The organism is Brevibacillus sp. BC25 (assembly GCF_000282075.1).
GTDB lineage: Bacteria > Bacillota > Bacilli > Brevibacillales > Brevibacillaceae > Brevibacillus.
In genome coordinates this window covers 49,186-64,788 of the sequence record NZ_AKIX01000023.1, presented here as the reverse complement: position 1 = coordinate 64,788, position 15,603 = coordinate 49,186, and the positions used below count along the sequence as shown (strand labels likewise).

Sequence of the window (15,603 nt, the reverse complement as noted above, 5' to 3'; positions counted from 1 at the left end):
CATTTAATGATAGACTCATTAACGCTTTCGCTGTTCAGTTTTCAAAGAGCATTTTTTGTCGAACGTTTTACATCTTATCACGTTCATTATTAGCGAGTCAAGAAGTTTTTTATCGAATCTCGTTTTCTTTTCTCGTATTTTGTCGTCGTTCTTGGCGACAAGGAATAATCTATCACATATAAAATTCTAAATCAAGAGTAATTTAAAAAGTTTTTTTATCGGCAAACGAGAAACAGCTAAAATATCGCGATACGAAAGGAGAAAGAGCGAGAAAAACATCTCGCTCTTTCTATCAAATATCTCTACTATATTCAGGCTTGAACTACATACCCGTTCCTTTTTTTACGATATTGAAAGATTCCTATTCCAGCCATAAGAGCCGGTCCAGCGCCCAGCGCCAACCATTCCGGAAAGATGAACAAGATCCCCTATGCAATTGCCACTAGCGAAAGAGAACAGGAGACCTATTCCTTTGCTAGCTGGTAAAACTCTTCGCGCAGCAGCCCCATCATGATGGTGTCGTAATACTGCCCATCTACATATTCATTTTGGCGCAGTCGCCCTTCTACCACAAAGCCTGATTTTTCATACGCGCGAATGGCACGCGTATTTCCGCTCCACGTATCCAACTGCACCCGATTCAAGTTCAACTTGGAAAAGAGGAAGTCGAGTAGGAGGCGCAATGTATCTGTACCGTAGCCTTTGCTCCAATAGTCTTTCACCATGATCGCAATGCCAATTGTGGCTGTCCGCGTAATGGGATTCACATCTCGGTAATCACAATTGCCGATGTGTTCTCCGTCCACGGTATAGACAGAGAATACAAAACCCTTTAATTTATCATCCGGCCGTGAAGCACGAACGTTTTCCTCATACATGGCTTTCAGTGAGTCGAGCGAAACATAACTATAGGTTACCATGCCTGAGCCCGCTGCCCATTTGGCCGCTTCTTCATCGTTGCGCCAATGGAACACTCTCTCCATATCCTCAGCAATAACTGGTCGTAATTCTACTAAATTCCCTTTGATCATTACGTATCCTACCCTTCGATTGGTGTTTGAAAATGGAGTCTCTTTGGTTTGAAGTGAGCTTGAATTTGTTCATGGTCACCACACCTCTCGAAGTAAGATACCGATTATTCTAACAAAAAAACCACGCTCTGGAAACAGAGGTGGTTATTGCTTTGTTTGTTAACGACGTCTCTGAAGTTCCGTCAGCACTTCATCCAGCGGCAGCTTTTGCTCCCGTAACAAAACCATCAAGTGAAAGATCAGATCAGAGGCCTCGTACCGAAGCTCCTCACGACTTCGATTTTTCGCTGCAATAATGACCTCGGCAGCCTCTTCCCCGACCTTTTTCAGGATTTTGTCTACGCCTTTTTCGAACAAGTAGGTGGTGTAGGAGCCTTCCGGGCGCTCTGCCTCCCGCGCAGCAATCAATTCTTCCAGCTCACTCAAGATCGCAAACCGATCTGCTTGTACACGTTCATCATCTGTATCGGCGATAACTTCCTGCGAGAAACAGCTGTACGCCCCCGTATGACAAGCAGGCCCTTTCGGCTCGACCATCACAACCAGTGCATCTCCGTCGCAATCATACCGCATAGAGACAATCCGCTGTGTATGACCCGAGGTCTCACCCTTGTGCCACAATTGTTGTCGGGAACGGCTCCAAAACCATGTTTCTTTGGTCGCCAATGACTTTTGTAGCGATTCTTCATTCATATAGGCAAGCGTCAAGACTGTCTTGCTTCCAGCATCCTGCACGATGACAGGAATCAAACCCTTTTCGTCAAAACGCAATTTTTCCACTGCAAACGCTTCTGCTCCTGTCATGGTCGCACGACAACTCCTTTGGATTGCAAATACTCTTTCACCGAGTGAATCGACGTCTCGTCATAGTGAAAAATGGAAGCGGCCAGCGCAGCATCTGCCTTTCCTTGCGTCAGCACATCGTAAAAATGCTCCCTCGAGCCCGCTCCACCAGAAGCAATGACCGGAATCCCGACCGCTGCTGATACCCGCATGGTCAATTCGAGTCCAAAGCCTTTCTTTTCCCCATCGTCATCCATGCTGGTCAAAAGGATTTCGCCCGCTCCCAGCGCTTCTGCCTCCTGCGCCCAACGGATGACATCCCTACCCGTCGCATTCCGTCCACCGTGGGTATACACTTCCCAGCGATCTTCCCCGACACTTCTCGCGTCGATCGCCACGACGATACATTGTGAGCCGAAGACCGTCGCTCCCTCACGGATCAATTCTGGACGCAAAACAGCTGCTGTATTCAACGAGATTTTGTCCGCACCCGCACGCAATATCCTTTTCATATCGTCGACGCTGTTAATGCCACCACCAACCGTGAAAGGAATCGTAATGTTTGCGGCCGTTTTTTCGATGACATCCACCATCGTCTTGCGCCCTTCGTGGGACGCAGAAATGTCGAGAAAGATCAGCTCGTCTGCTCTTTCCTCGCTATACTTTTTTGCCAGTTCAACCGGGTCTCCTGCATCGCGAAGTCCGACGAACTGCACACCTTTTACCACCCGCCCGTCTTTTACATCGAGACACGGGATGATTCGTTTAGCCAGCATGTGATTCACGCCCCTCCATACGCTGGAGCGCTTCTTCCAATGTAAAAGCGTCCGTGTAGAGTGCTTTGCCAACAATAGCACCAGAGACTCCGTCCGAAGCATGGACAGCCAGCGTCAACAAATCGTCCAGTTGGCTGACGCCTCCCGAGGCAATCACCGATTTACCTGTAGCCATCGCCAAGGCTGCAATTTCTTCTACATTGGGTCCTGTCATCGTGCCATCACGGGCGATATCGGTGTAAATAAACGTCTCGGCGCCATACGTCACCAACCGCTTGGCCAGGTCTGTCGCTTGCACATCTGTCGTGGTCAACCAACCTCTGGTAGCCACCAGTCCATTCCGGCAGTCTAGACCAATCGCGATTTTGTCCCCATAGTTTTGAAGAATTCGCTTCGTAAAAGGCTCGTCTTCGATAGCTGCAGTCCCGACAATCACTCGCGAGACACCCGCTTCCAAATAGTCCGCGATCTGCTCTTCTGTTCGAATGCCGCCTCCAACCTGCACGGGTACAGGGATCGAGCGCGCTATCTCTTTGATAAGCGCTGCATTTGCAGGCTTACCTACCTTTGCCCCATCCAAATCTACAAGATGAACCCAGGACGCCCCTTGCTCTACCCAGCGCTTCGCCATCGCGAGCGGTGAATCAGCGTACACTGTCTCTTGTCCATAATCTCCTTGGAAAAGTCGAACACACTTGCCTCCGCGAATATCGATCGCCGGATAAACGATAAAGCTCATGTCAAAACCCCCTCGCATTGAACGGCAAAGTTGCGCAGCAGCAGCATTCCTGTCTCTCCGCTCTTTTCCGGGTGAAACTGCATACCGTATACGTTTTCACGATTCACAATGGCTGTGACCTCCTGGTGATAGTCACTCGTCGCAAGCAAGACATCAGACTGGCACAATACATGATACGAATGGACAAAGTAGACGTAATCGCCATCCTGCACACCGTTTAGTAACGGTTGCTTTTGCTTTATTATCAGTTGGTTCCATCCCATGTGCGGTACCTTGTAATCCCCGCGAAAACGAACAACCTCACCACGGAGCAGTCCCAAACCCGTATGCTCGCCATGCTCCACACTTTTCTCAAATAAAAGCTGCATGCCGAGACAAATGCCCAAGATCGGACTACCTGATGCTGCGTATCCCTTGATCGCTTGCTCTAATCCAAGCTCACGTATGTTGGTGATAGCATCCCCGAACGCCCCCACTCCTGGCAAAATCAACCCGCTATATTCTTGCAGACGCTCTGCTTGAGAAACGAACTCATACGAATAGCCCAGCCTTTCCAACGCCTTGCTCAAGCTATACAGATTCCCCATGCCGTAATCGATGATGCCGATCATGTTACAAAACCCCTTTTGTTGACGGGACCCCTTTTACACGTGGATCGATCGTCGTCGCTTCATCCAGTGCACGGCCCAGCGCTTTGAAAATCGCCTCGATCATGTGGTGCGTATTGTGACCGTAGTGCAGGATCACATGCAGATTGATCCGCGCCTCCAGTGCGAGTTTCCATAAAAATTCGTGTACCAGCTCTGTCGGAAACTGACCAACCATATTCGTAGGGTACGTAGCGCGATATTCCAGATGAGGACGGTTGCTGATATCAATGACGACCTGCGCGAGCGCGTCATCCATCGGGACAAACGCATTTCCATAACGCTTGATGCCTTTCTTGTCTCCCAACGCTTCCCGCAGAGCATGCCCGAGACAAATCCCGATATCCTCCACCGTGTGGTGATAGTCGATTTCGATATCTCCCTTCGCCTTGACAGTCAGGTCAAAATGTCCGTGTCGGGTAAACAGGTCTAGCATATGATCCAGAAATGGAACACCCGAATTTTGCTTGCTCTCACCCGCGCCGTCTACACCAAAGGAAAGCGCGATCTGCGTCTCATTCGTATTGCGTTCGATCTGTGCTGTACGTTGTTTCCCTTCACTCATCTCTTTTCACTCTCCTGCTCTTCGCTCTCAAAATCTCGCAATCGCGCAAGGATCGCTCGACCGTGCCCAGACAATCCTTCCTGCTCTGCCAGTGCCACAATTTTATGTCCATTGTCTCGCAAATCTCGTTTGCTGTAGGAAACAACACTCGACTTCTTGATAAAATCATCGACGGATAATGGCGAGGAAAAACGCGCCGTTCCATTCGTAGGAATCACATGATTGGTACCAGCAAAATAATCGCCGACTGGCTCTGAGCTGTATGGGCCGAGGAAAATCGCACCTGCATTTTCCACTTTTCCGAGATGCTCAAACGGCTCCGCCACCATGATTTCCAAATGCTCGGGTGCGATACGGTTGATAACGGCAAAACCTTCTTCCAAATCGTCGACGAGTAAAATAGCGCCGTAGTCGCGTATCGCCGCTTCCGCAATCGATTTGCGTGGAAGGTCGGCAAGCTGTAGCTCGACTTCCTGTGACACCTGCTCCGCCAACGATTGCGATGTCGTAACCAATATTGCAGCTGACATCGGATCATGCTCGGCCTGAGACAGCAGGTCTGCCGCGACGTATCGCGGGTTGGCCGTCTCATCTGCGATCACCGCAATTTCACTTGGCCCTGCCACCATGTCGATACTGACCAATCCGAAAACTTCTCGCTTTGCCAGTGCCACGAAAATATTACCGGGCCCAACAATTTTATCAACTGCTTTGATTTGCTCCGTTCCGTAGGTCAATGCCGCGATCGCCTGTGCCCCACCTGCCTTATATATCTCGGTCACACCTGCAATTTGGGCCGCAACGAGTATCGCAGGATTGATTTTCCCGTCCGCTCCTGGTGGTGTCGTAATGACAACTTGTGGAACACCTGCGATTTTGGCAGGGATGGCATTCATCAATACACTGGAAGGATAAGCTGCCGTTCCGCCTGGTACATACAATCCTACGCGCTGCAACGGACGTATCAGTTGGCCTAGCAAGGTGCCACTCTCTTTGGTGGTAAACCAGGACTGACGGACTTGTCGCTCATGAAACGCCCGAATATTTTCAGCCGCTTCTTCCAATGCCGCTTTGACTTGTGGAGAAACGAGGGCACTTGCTTCTGTAAATTCGCCTTCGCTCACACGGAAGTTTTGTAGAAGCACACGATCAAATCGTTCTGTGTAATAGCGCAGCGCTTCGTCCCCTTGCTGGCAAACCGAGGTGAGGATCGCCTTCACCGCTTCTTGCTGTTCTCTCGTCCCTGCGTCTACTGATCGTTTCCCGTCATACTGGCTGGCTGACATGATACGCATGGCTGTCTCCCCTTTTTCTCTAGTTCCCGCGAGGAATGACCTCTAAAAATTTTCCGGCGATCTCGTCCACCGCTTCACTTTTCATCCGATAGCTGGCTCGATTGGCAATCAGCCTCGTCGTAATTTCACAAATGCTCTCCAGTTCGACCAAGCCATTTTCCCGTAATGTCCTACCTGTTGAGACAATATCCACAATACGATCAGCCAGTCCAATCATCGGTGCAAGCTCCACTGAACCATTCAGCTTGATTACCTCAACCTGCTGTCCCTGCTCACGAAAATAACGTGACGCAATCTTCGGATATTTCGTCGCAACACGCAGTGCTTCTGTCGGTTTCCAATCTGGCAGACCCGCTACCATCATGCGACAATAGCCGATATGCAAATCCAACAGTTCGTAAACATCTCGTTCTTCTTCCAATAAAACATCCTTGCCAACCACTCCAACGTCAGCCACCCCATACTCTACATAAGTAGGAACATCGGTAGGCTTCGCCATAATGAATTCAAGCTTGGCATTTTCCACAGGGATAATCAGTTTACGAGAATCTTGTAGATCCGCAGTGACCTGCAAACCAGCCTGCTGGAGGAAATGGACGGCCTCTTCAAAAATCCGCCCTTTTGGCATGGCGATCGTCAGCTTTTGGTCGTTTTTCGTGAGTGCCATCTCCTACTCCTCCTGTTGCGTCATGCAAATGACCTTGGTATATCCCGCTTCTTGTCCAACCTGTTTCTCATCTATTCTGGAAACGAGACGTGCCACCACCACGAGCCCGTTCTCACGCAATTGCTGTGCCTCTGCCAAAGCGGCGCCGCGGCAATCCTCGGTGTATACAAGCAAAACTCGCGCAGGTGCTTGCCCTTTTTCGAAAGGAGTGACCTGAAGCAGCCGATCCATCTTGATCGCAAAGCCTGTGGCCGATGCCGCACGCCCAAATTGGGAGAGCAACTGATCGTAGCGTCCTCCGCCCAATAGTGGGGAGCCCAGGTCTGCCGCGTACCCTTCGAAAACGACGCCTGTATAATAGTTCAAATTGATGATCAAATTGAAATCGATCAACAAATCCTCCGTCACTCCGTAGGCTTCTAACGACTCCCACAAGGAAGCAATCGTCTCGACTGCCCTCCTTGCCTTTCCGTTGCCTGCCAGTTCACGCGCGACTTCAATCTTCCCTTTTCCCCCTTGCAGGCGTAGCAAGACTTCCAATCGGCTTTTTGCCTCTGTAGGGATGTCTACTGTTGCTAGTAGTTGCCGGAAGCCAACGAAGTCCCGCTCGTACAAAAACTGACGGAATTGATTGCGAACATACTCATCCTCAATCTCTTCCTCCAAAAGACCGTCTACGAAATCGACATGCCCAATGGCAATGCGAAACGTCTCTACACCCGCTACCCGCAAGCAAAACACAGCAAGTGCAATGGCTTCCGCATCCGCATCGACAGACGCATCTCCGATCAGCTCGATCCCGGTTTGAGAAAACTCCGCATTCCGTCCCGCTTCCTTTTCTTGTGCCCGAAACACATTTGCCTGGTAATACAACCGAATCGGCAATGGAACATCTTTATAAAGGGAGGAAACAACCCTTGCAATTGGCGTTGTCATATCCGGACGCAGGACTACGGTGTGGCCTTGTTTATCCAGGAGGCGAAACATCCGGTCTGTTAGTGTTGCACTTGCTGCTCCTACCGTATCGAAATACTCCAGAGAGGGTGTGGATATTTCGTCATAGCCCCATCTTTCGATACACTGCCGCAGCTCCCGCTCCAAGTGCCGTTGTTTCGCCAGTGATTCCGGTAGTATGTCCCTCATCCCAAGCGGCTTTTCGAATCCCAAGGGTTTTGCCATCCTTGTTCCCTCCATCACATTCGCTTTACTCTGCTAATATGGTAACAAACTAAAGTGTTATGAAGAAGATTACCACGTCGAGAATCTTAGGTCAACCAAGATAAGAATAGTCGGAAAATTTAACACAAAACAAAAAACCGCCAGGATAAACACCTGGCGGCTGATCATAATGGAAAAGACGCTACATGACTTCTTCCTCTGAAGCTTTCGTTCGAATGAGCTGCATGGGGTTCCCACCTACAAAGGCACCAGGCGGGACATCTTTATGAACAACCGTTCCCGCTGCGACAATGGCCCCTTTGCCTATCGTTACTCCCGGCAAAATGGTAGTGTTGGCCCCCACCAGTACAGCATCCTCAATAATCACTTCTCCCAAACGGTATTCATCTATCAAATATTCATGCGCAAGTATGGTCGTATTGTACCCGATCACGCAATTACGACCGATCTTGATTTTCTCGGGAAACATAATATCCATCATCACCATCAACGCAACCGCACTATGCTGCCCTACTTCCATACGCAAAAATGTGCGGTACATCCAGTTCTTCCACGAAACGATCGGCGTATACCTGGAGAGTTGGATGACGATAAAATTTTTCATGACTTTCCAGAAGCTTACCGTTTGATACATGTGCCAAAGCGGATTTACCCCATTTACGGGATAACGTGTTGTCTTCCTCATATGCGTCTCTTTCTCCTACAAGTCAGAATCGGCATCTTCTAAAATGGCATTCGACTGTTTCCGTGTGAAGTGCATCGCTGCGTTGTAACCCATCCGCTTCAGACGGAAGTTCATCGCTGCAACCTCAATGATGACTGCCAAGTTTCGTCCTGGTCGAACAGGAACGGTAATAATCGGAATTTCGGTATCCATGATCTTCAATGTTTCCTCATCGAGCCCCAACCGCTCGTACATTTTATGTGGCTCCCACAGCTCTAGCTGAACAACCATCTCGATGTTTTTTACATTGCGCACGGCACCTGCACCAAACATCGTCATAATGTTGATAATCCCCACACCACGGATTTCCAAGAGATGCTGAATCAGCTCAGGAGCGCTACCGCTTAGCTGCCCGCCCTGTGTCTGCTTAATCTCCACTGCGTCATCTGCTACGAGTCGGTGTCCGCGCTTTACAAGCTCAAGTGCGGCTTCACTCTTCCCGATCCCGCTCGATCCCATAATCAAAACGCCGACACCGTAAATGTCTGTGAGTACCCCATGAATCGTCGTCGTTGGTGCAAGACGATTCTCCAGGAAGTTGGTCACTTTCCCGACTAGCGTCGTCGTTGCCAGCGGTGACTGAAGTACAGGTACCCCCAACCGATTGGAAACGTCAATCATCTCTTCAGGCACCATCTGATTACGGGTCACACAGAAGCAAGGAACCTGACTTTGCATGAGAAAATTCATCCGTTCCAGCCGTTCCTCTGGAGTCAGCGTTTGAAAAAAGTTGATTTCCGTCAAGCCGAACAATTGAATCCGCTCTTCCGCATAATACGAATAGTAACCGGCTAACTGCAAGCCGGGACGACTCAAATCCGTTACGGTAATCTCACGCCCCAAGCCCTCTTCCCCGCTCAAGATCGTCATATTGAAATGGTCCACTAGATGGCTCACATTCGTCTTACGCATGAAGCTTCCCCCTCACATGGGATTTTCCGTCCCTATGGTTGTGTCTCTATTGTATCGAAACCTCTGTACTTACGACAACCTAATAAGACCGAGCATCCTTATTAGGCAAAAACCCCGCGACTCGTTTGAGAGAATACGGGGCTTTTTCGAACATACTACCTCTTTTCTTTTTTCATCCCTACTACAACCTCAATGAGGTAGCCAAAAATACTCATCAGTGCTGCTGCCACGATGACCGTGCCAATGTTGTCAGGCCATGGCCCCACTTCAAATCCATCAATAAAGTAGGCAGTCAACGCAAACGTCACGGCATTAATGACAAACCAGAACAAACCGATCGTCAATACTTGCAAGGGGAAAGTAAAAAACAGCAGAATCGGCCGAATCACTGTATTGACCATCCCCAAAATCAATGTAGCCCATAGTGCTACTGTGAAATTCGCGACATAAATGGAATGGAACCAACTGCTGATTAAAAGTAGCGCAGCCCCATTTAAAAGCATTTTGATTATCCAGCGGCTCATGGTGCATTCCCCCTATACAGTCTTGCCTTCGCGCAACGATTAACGATTCCCCGTTACTTCCCATTCCCATTGCTCAAAAAACGTTTTCATGAATCGATGCCTGTCTTCGGCGATTTTCTGGGCAGTCGTGGTGAAAAGCTTGTCTTTGATGCGCTGCAGCTTCCAAGTGTATTCCTTATAAGGTGTATGCTGATTAGGGTCATCCGATTGTATGGGTTGCCCAATAACCCCAGTATAAGCAAAAACCCGAGCCACTCCAATAGCCCCAATCGAATCCAGCTTGTCTGCATCAAACAAGACCTTTTCTTCCAAGGTATGTGGCGGTCGGTTTTTGCGAAAACGATGGGCGAGAATTGCAGACTGTACACGTGAGATGAATGCTTCCGTCATACTGCGTTCGGAGAGCCATTCCCCTGCTAGTCTTGCGCTGATTTCGGCATGGCACTCACCTGTTTGCCGTTCTTCTGCTCTCCCGATATCATGCAGCAAAGCAGCTAGGCGCAGCACTTCCATATCTGCCCCTTCCTCGCGGCCAATCCTCTCACACATCGCCATCACACGCAAATTATGTTGCCAATCGTGAGCAGGATCTTGTCCATCAAAGCGCTTCTGTGCTTCTGCCACCAGTTCGGCAGGTAGTGCGGCAAGAGAATCCTTCACGTAATCCATCTTTTCTTCCCCCTTTGCGTCCACCTAGCAAAGATGCCTCCCTGAATCAGGGAGGCTGTCTCTCGATTACTTCGAAACGAATTGCTCTAGCTTGGCATTCGTCCGTTCTCTATCACGTTCCAAAATCGGCTTTAAATAGATACCCGTATAAGAGCCTTCCATTTTTGCCACTTCTTCCGGTGTTCCCGTTCCGACAATTTCTCCGCCACGGGTACCACCCTCAGGCCCCAAATCTACGATGTAATCAACCGTTTTGATCACATCGAGATTGTGCTCGATGACTAGCACCGTCTCCCCGTTTTCCACCAATCGTTGCAGTACCTTCAACAAACGATCAATGTCATCCGTATGCAGACCAGTTGTCGGTTCATCCAGAATGTAAAGCGTACGCCCTGTGCTGCGTCGATACAGCTCAGATGCGAGCTTGACACGTTGCGCTTCCCCGCCTGAGAGCGTCGTAGCAGGCTGCCCAAGCTTTACGTATCCTAGCCCTACGTCTACAATTGTCTGTAGTTTGCGCTCAATCTTTGGCAGGTTGCGGAAAAACTCTACGCCATCCTCAATGGTCATTTCCAGCACATCTGCAATGTTCTTGCCTTTGTATTTTACATCGAGCGTCTCGCGGTTGTAGCGTTTGCCATGGCAAACTTCGCAAGGCACATACACATCCGGCAAAAAGTGCATCTCGATTTTAATGATCCCGTCACCACTGCACGCTTCACAACGGCCGCCCTTGACGTTAAAACTGAAGCGACCTTTTTTATAGCCGCGCACTTTGGCTTCGTTGGTGGAAGCAAACAGGTCGCGAATATCATCAAAGACACCTGTATATGTCGCCGGATTGGAACGTGGTGTACGTCCAATTGGAGATTGGTCGATGTCGATCACCTTATCCAAATGCTCCAGTCCCAGGATGCGCCGATGCTCACCTGGCTTCACCTTTGCCTTATTCAAATCACGAGCTAGTGTCTTTTGCAAAATTTCATTGATCAGCGTACTTTTTCCTGAGCCAGATACACCTGTTACGGCAACAAAAACGCCTAGAGGAAGCTTCGCAGTGACGTTTTTCAGGTTGTTTTCCTTCGCGCCCTCAATCTTGATCCATTTGTCCGAAGGCTTGCGACGCTCCATCGGAACAGGGATGAATTTGCGCCCACTTAAATAGGCACCCGTCAAGGAGTTAGGGTCCTTCATGACTTCATCCGGAGTTCCTGCCGCTACGATTTGACCGCCATGTATGCCAGCGCCCGGTCCAATATCGATAATATAATCGCAGGCCATCATCGTATCTTCATCATGCTCGACGACGATCAATGTATTCCCCAGTTTGGTCATATGCTCCAACGTCTTGATCAGACGCGCGTTATCCCGCTGATGCAGCCCGATACTCGGCTCATCCAAAATGTAGAGAACGCCCATCAGACTAGAACCGATCTGCGTAGCCAGTCGAATCCGCTGCGCTTCTCCCCCAGACAATGTTCCCGCTGCACGGCTCAGTGTCAGGTAATCCAGTCCGACATCAATCAAGAAGTTCAGTCGCTCCTTGATTTCTTTTACGATCAGGTTCGCGATCTTCGTTTCCCGCTCTGTCAGTTCCAGGCCATCGACAAACTGATGCGCATCGAGAATCGACAGTATAGTCAGCTCAGAAATGCTGCGCTCCCCGACCTTTACTGCCAAGCTCTCCTGACGCAAACGTTGGCCTTTGCAGACAGGACACGCCTTTTGGCTCATAAAGCCTTCGATTTGTTCACGGATGTAATCCGAGCTCGTCTCCAGATGACGTCGTTGCAGGTTGATGACGACACCTTCGAACGGTACGACTGCCTCCCGCACCTGCCCAAACTCGTTCTCATAGCGGAAGTGAATTTTTTCGCCTTCACTGCCGTACATCAAGATTTGTCGGTGCGCTACCGTAAGCTCCTCATATGGCACATCCATCCGAATGTTAAAGTGACGGCAAGCTGATTCCAACAATTGTTGATAGTAAGTAGAAGTCTTCGGCTCCCATGCGCCAATCGCCCCGTCATCGAGCGTCTTCGTCACATCGGGAACGACCATATCCGGGTCTACCTCCAGTTTGACACCCAGTCCATCACACTCCGAGCAAGCACCAAACGGGCTGTTAAAGGAGAAAATCCGCGGCTCCAGCTCTCCGATGGAGAATCCGCATACTGGGCAAGCATGCTTTTCACTGAACAGCAACTCCTCTTGCTCCATCACATCGACGATGACCTTGCCATCTGCTAAACGAAGTGCCGTTTCCAGGGAGTCTGCCAGACGCGCCTGTACATCCGGCTTCACGACGATCCGGTCAACGACAACCTCAATGTTATGCTTCTTGTTCTTTTCCAGCTTGATGTCTTCGGACAGATCGGTAATTTCACCATTGACCCGCACACGGACGAAGCCTTGCTTGCGGATGTCCTCGAGCAGCTTGACGTGCTCTCCCTTGCGTCCTTGTACCATAGGCGCGAGAATCTGCATTTTCGTGCGCTCAGGATACTCCAATAGTCGATCGACCATTTGTTCAATGGTCTGGGATTGGATCTCAATGCCATGCTCCGGACAAACCGCTCTACCGACACGCGCATACAAAAGGCGCAAATAGTCGTAGATTTCCGTAACCGTACCTACCGTGGAGCGAGGGTTGCGGCTCGTCGTTTTCTGGTCAATCGAGATCGCAGGGGAAAGTCCCTCAATCGAATCCACGTCCGGCTTGTCCATCTGCCCGAGAAATTGACGGGCGTATGCGGACAGTGACTCGACATAGCGTCGTTGTCCCTCTGCGTAAATCGTGTCAAAAGCAAGCGAGGACTTACCCGAGCCAGACAAACCCGTCAGAACGACGAATTTGTCCCTCGGAATGACTACATCAACATTTTTTAGGTTGTGGGCACGTGCACCCTTTACGACAATATGTTCTAATGGCATGAAAAAAACCTCTCCTTAGAGTTCCGCCTTCAGCTCAAGAATCAAATCACGCAATTCGGCCGCACGCTCGAACATGAGGTTGCGTGCCGCTTCCTTCATTTCTTCTTCCATACGTTCTATAACAGCCACGCGATCCTTCTTCGGCATTTTCTTGAAATCTGCATGTGGCAAGTAATCTGCTTTTTCCTCCGCTACCTTGGTCGCCTCGATCACTTCGCGGACGGACTTTTTCACGGTTTGCGGCGTGATGCCGTGCTCTTCATTGTAAGCCATTTGAATAGAACGACGACGGTCTGTCTCACGAATCGCAGAGGTCATCGAATCTGTCATTTTGTCAGCGTACATAATAACGCGTCCCTCTGCGTTCCGCGCAGCCCGACCAATCGTCTGAATCAGCGAACGCTCATTGCGAAGGAAGCCTTCCTTGTCTGCATCCAATATCGCTACGAGTGATACTTCCGGCAAGTCAAGACCTTCCCTCAAGAGGTTGATCCCGACTAGCACGTCAAATTCACCCAAGCGCAATGAACGTAAAATCTGCATCCGTTCAATCGTTTTAATATCCGAGTGAAGATAACGCACCTTGATTCCGATTTCTTTCAGATAGTCCGTCAAATCCTCAGACATTTTCTTCGTCAGAGTCGTGACGAGAACCCGCTCATTTTTCGCAATCGTGGCTTGAATTTCGCCAATCAAATCGTCAATCTGTCCCTTGATCGGACGTACCGTAACCGTTGGATCAATCAAGCCTGTCGGACGAATCACCTGCTGTACCATTTCCGGACTGTGTTCCAGCTCATAAAGACCAGGTGTAGCCGAAATGTAGATCGCTTGTTTCAGCTTTCCTTCAAACTCCTCGAACTTGAGTGGACGGTTATCACGTGCAGAGGGCAGACGGAATCCGTGATCGACCAGTACATCCTTCCGTGCGCGGTCACCGTTATACATCCCCCGAACCTGCGGCAAGGTCATATGCGACTCATCCATCATGACGATAAAATCTTCTGGGAAGTAATCTAGCAAGGTATAAGGAGCATGCCCGGCAGGCAGTCCCGTCAGATGGCGCGAGTAGTTTTCAATACCGGAGCAAAAGCCCATCTCCATCATCATCTCAATATCGTACCGTGTGCGTTGCTCCAGTCGCTGTGCTTCCAGGAGCTTACCCGCATCACGGAATTCTTTCAGTCTTTCTTCCAGCTCGGCCTCGATGCTTTGGACAGCCAGCTTCATTTTTTCCTCGCGCGTCACGTAGTGAGATTTAGGGAAGATGGCAATGTGATCACGCTGTCCCAAAATCTCGCCGGTCAGTACGTCAATCGAAGTAATCCGCTCTATTTCATCACCAAAAAACTCAACGCGAATCGCCTGCTCACTCTCTGAGGCAGGGAAAATCTCCACGACGTCCCCCCGCACACGGAACGTACCGCGCGTGAAGTTGATGTCGTTGCGTGTGTACTGGATATCGACCAAACGATGCAAAATCTCGTCCCGTCCTGTTTCCATGCCAACACGTAAAGACAAGAGCAGCTCCCGATACTCCTCGGGAGAACCCAACCCGTAGATGCAGGAGACGGAGGCAACGATGATCACGTCTCGGCGTTCAAACAACGCACTGGTAGCGGAGTGACGGAGCTTGTCGATCTCGTCGTTAATGCTCGAGTCTTTTTCAATAAACGTATCCGATTGGGGAATGTATGCTTCGGGTTGATAGTAATCGTAGTAGCTGACGAAGTATTCCACCGCGTTGTTCGGGAAAAACTCCTTAAACTCTGCACAAAGCTGAGCGGCCAGAGTTTTGTTGTGTGCCATCACGAGTGTTGGCCTGTTCACCTGAGCAATTACCTGGGCAGCCGTATAAGTCTTTCCCGTTCCCGTCGCACCCAGCAATGTCTGGTGTCGCTTGCCAGCCTGTAACCCTGCCACCAGCTCGGCAATGGCGGTCGGCTGGTCACCGGACGGTTGAAACTCCGATACCAATTCAAAACGCTCCATTCCCTCGTTCATCTCCTCATAGCATGACTGTTTCTACTTCCATTATAACACAATTTCGGCTAGTTTAAGCCCAAAATTCGAACAAACGTTTGTCTTCATCTTTCCGCCTGTTTTTCCGATATAAGATGAAGGAAGTGCAAACATGCACAGATAGACTCGCCACCTT

General features: G+C 49.8%; 15 protein-coding genes. All 15 read right to left on the bottom strand.

Annotation, left to right across the window (positions count from 1 at the left end; genetic code table 11):
- Window positions 1-464: 464 nt before the first annotated feature.
- The gene (locus tag PMI05_RS05385; RefSeq protein WP_007718318.1) at window positions 465-1,031 is read right to left on the bottom strand and encodes a GNAT family N-acetyltransferase; all 567 of its coding nucleotides are present in this window, start codon (window positions 1,029-1,031) and stop codon (window positions 465-467) included.
- Window positions 1,032-1,190: 159 nt separating this feature from the next.
- Window positions 1,191-1,835, bottom strand: coding sequence for a bifunctional phosphoribosyl-AMP cyclohydrolase/phosphoribosyl-ATP diphosphatase HisIE (gene hisIE, locus PMI05_RS05380; protein WP_007718315.1), 645 nt, complete (start codon window positions 1,833-1,835; stop codon window positions 1,191-1,193).
- Complete coding sequence (hisF, locus tag PMI05_RS05375) at window positions 1,832-2,590, bottom strand: imidazole glycerol phosphate synthase subunit HisF (protein ID WP_007718312.1); 759 nt, start codon at window positions 2,588-2,590, stop codon at window positions 1,832-1,834. Before hisF ends, hisIE begins: the two co-directional genes overlap by 4 nt.
- On the bottom strand, window positions 2,580-3,329 hold the full coding sequence (gene hisA / locus PMI05_RS05370) for a 1-(5-phosphoribosyl)-5-[(5-phosphoribosylamino)methylideneamino]imidazole-4-carboxamide isomerase (protein ID WP_007718308.1): 750 nt from the start codon (window positions 3,327-3,329) through the stop codon (window positions 2,580-2,582). The genes hisF and hisA overlap by 11 nt, the downstream gene beginning before the upstream one ends.
- Window positions 3,326-3,940 (bottom strand): imidazole glycerol phosphate synthase subunit HisH, encoded by a 615-nt coding sequence (gene hisH, locus PMI05_RS05365; protein WP_007718305.1) that lies wholly within the window; start codon window positions 3,938-3,940, stop codon window positions 3,326-3,328. The genes hisA and hisH overlap by 4 nt, the downstream gene beginning before the upstream one ends.
- A 1-nt stretch (window position 3,941) precedes the next feature.
- Window positions 3,942-4,541 (bottom strand): imidazoleglycerol-phosphate dehydratase HisB, encoded by a 600-nt coding sequence (gene hisB / locus PMI05_RS05360; RefSeq protein ID WP_007718302.1) that lies wholly within the window; start codon window positions 4,539-4,541, stop codon window positions 3,942-3,944.
- On the bottom strand, window positions 4,538-5,836 hold the full coding sequence (gene hisD, locus PMI05_RS05355; RefSeq protein ID WP_007718299.1) for a histidinol dehydrogenase: 1,299 nt from the start codon (window positions 5,834-5,836) through the stop codon (window positions 4,538-4,540). The genes hisB and hisD overlap by 4 nt, the downstream gene beginning before the upstream one ends.
- Window positions 5,837-5,855: 19 nt before the next feature.
- Window positions 5,856-6,503, bottom strand: a complete 648-nt coding sequence (gene hisG / locus PMI05_RS05350) for an ATP phosphoribosyltransferase (RefSeq protein ID WP_007718296.1) — start codon at window positions 6,501-6,503, stop codon at window positions 5,856-5,858.
- A 3-nt stretch (window positions 6,504-6,506) separates the two neighbouring features.
- Window positions 6,507-7,682, bottom strand: a complete 1,176-nt coding sequence (locus PMI05_RS05345) for an ATP phosphoribosyltransferase regulatory subunit (RefSeq protein WP_007718293.1) — start codon at window positions 7,680-7,682, stop codon at window positions 6,507-6,509.
- Window positions 7,683-7,863: 181 nt separating this feature from the next.
- Window positions 7,864-8,367 carry a DapH/DapD/GlmU-related protein gene (locus PMI05_RS05340; RefSeq protein ID WP_007718291.1) on the bottom strand — a complete coding sequence of 168 codons (504 nt, stop codon included), beginning with the start codon at window positions 8,365-8,367 and terminating at the stop codon, window positions 7,864-7,866.
- 15 nt (window positions 8,368-8,382) lie between these two features.
- Window positions 8,383-9,318 carry an HPr(Ser) kinase/phosphatase gene (gene hprK / locus PMI05_RS05335; RefSeq protein ID WP_007718288.1) on the bottom strand — a complete coding sequence of 312 codons (936 nt, stop codon included), beginning with the start codon at window positions 9,316-9,318 and terminating at the stop codon, window positions 8,383-8,385.
- 155 nt (window positions 9,319-9,473) lie between these two features.
- Window positions 9,474-9,842, bottom strand: coding sequence for a phage holin family protein (locus PMI05_RS05330; RefSeq protein WP_007718286.1), 369 nt, complete (start codon window positions 9,840-9,842; stop codon window positions 9,474-9,476).
- A 39-nt stretch (window positions 9,843-9,881) separates the two neighbouring features.
- Entirely contained in the window at window positions 9,882-10,511 is a 630-nt protein-coding gene (locus PMI05_RS05325; protein ID WP_039960301.1) for an HD domain-containing protein, read from the bottom strand.
- Between the two features lie 66 nt (window positions 10,512-10,577).
- Window positions 10,578-13,445: an excinuclease ABC subunit UvrA gene (gene uvrA, locus PMI05_RS05320; RefSeq protein ID WP_007718282.1), complete on the bottom strand. Its 2,868-nt coding sequence runs from the start codon at window positions 13,443-13,445 to the stop codon at window positions 10,578-10,580.
- 15 nt (window positions 13,446-13,460) lie between these two features.
- Window positions 13,461-15,437, bottom strand: a complete 1,977-nt coding sequence (uvrB, locus tag PMI05_RS05315) for an excinuclease ABC subunit UvrB (protein ID WP_007718279.1) — start codon at window positions 15,435-15,437, stop codon at window positions 13,461-13,463.
- Window positions 15,438-15,603 lie beyond the last annotated feature (166 nt).

What these genes read in the sequence shown, in the direction of transcription:
- PMI05_RS05330 (WP_007718286.1), bottom strand. Translation starts at nt 9,842, where the DNA reads ATGAGCCGCTGGATAATCAAAATGCTTTTAAATGGGGCTGCGCTACTT.
- hisH (WP_007718305.1), bottom strand. Translation starts at nt 3,940, where the DNA reads ATGATCGGCATCATCGATTACGGCATGGGGAATCTGTATAGCTTGAGC.
- hisD (WP_007718299.1), bottom strand. Translation starts at nt 5,836, where the DNA reads ATGCGTATCATGTCAGCCAGCCAGTATGACGGGAAACGATCAGTAGAC.
- hisB (WP_007718302.1), bottom strand. Translation starts at nt 4,541, where the DNA reads ATGAGTGAAGGGAAACAACGTACAGCACAGATCGAACGCAATACGAAT.
- hprK (WP_007718288.1), bottom strand. Translation starts at nt 9,318, where the DNA reads ATGCGTAAGACGAATGTGAGCCATCTAGTGGACCATTTCAATATGACG.
- PMI05_RS05345 (WP_007718293.1), bottom strand. Translation starts at nt 7,682, where the DNA reads ATGGCAAAACCCTTGGGATTCGAAAAGCCGCTTGGGATGAGGGACATA.
- PMI05_RS05385 (WP_007718318.1), bottom strand. Translation starts at nt 1,031, where the DNA reads ATGATCAAAGGGAATTTAGTAGAATTACGACCAGTTATTGCTGAGGAT.
- uvrB (WP_007718279.1), bottom strand. Translation starts at nt 15,437, where the DNA reads ATGGAGCGTTTTGAATTGGTATCGGAGTTTCAACCGTCCGGTGACCAG.
- PMI05_RS05340 (WP_007718291.1), bottom strand. Translation starts at nt 8,367, where the DNA reads ATGAGGAAGACAACACGTTATCCCGTAAATGGGGTAAATCCGCTTTGG.
- PMI05_RS05325 (WP_039960301.1), bottom strand. Translation starts at nt 10,511, where the DNA reads ATGGATTACGTGAAGGATTCTCTTGCCGCACTACCTGCCGAACTGGTG.
- hisA (WP_007718308.1), bottom strand. Translation starts at nt 3,329, where the DNA reads ATGAGCTTTATCGTTTATCCGGCGATCGATATTCGCGGAGGCAAGTGT.
- hisG (WP_007718296.1), bottom strand. Translation starts at nt 6,503, where the DNA reads ATGGCACTCACGAAAAACGACCAAAAGCTGACGATCGCCATGCCAAAA.
- uvrA (WP_007718282.1), bottom strand. Translation starts at nt 13,445, where the DNA reads ATGCCATTAGAACATATTGTCGTAAAGGGTGCACGTGCCCACAACCTA.
- hisF (WP_007718312.1), bottom strand. Translation starts at nt 2,590, where the DNA reads ATGCTGGCTAAACGAATCATCCCGTGTCTCGATGTAAAAGACGGGCGG.
- hisIE (WP_007718315.1), bottom strand. Translation starts at nt 1,835, where the DNA reads ATGACAGGAGCAGAAGCGTTTGCAGTGGAAAAATTGCGTTTTGACGAA.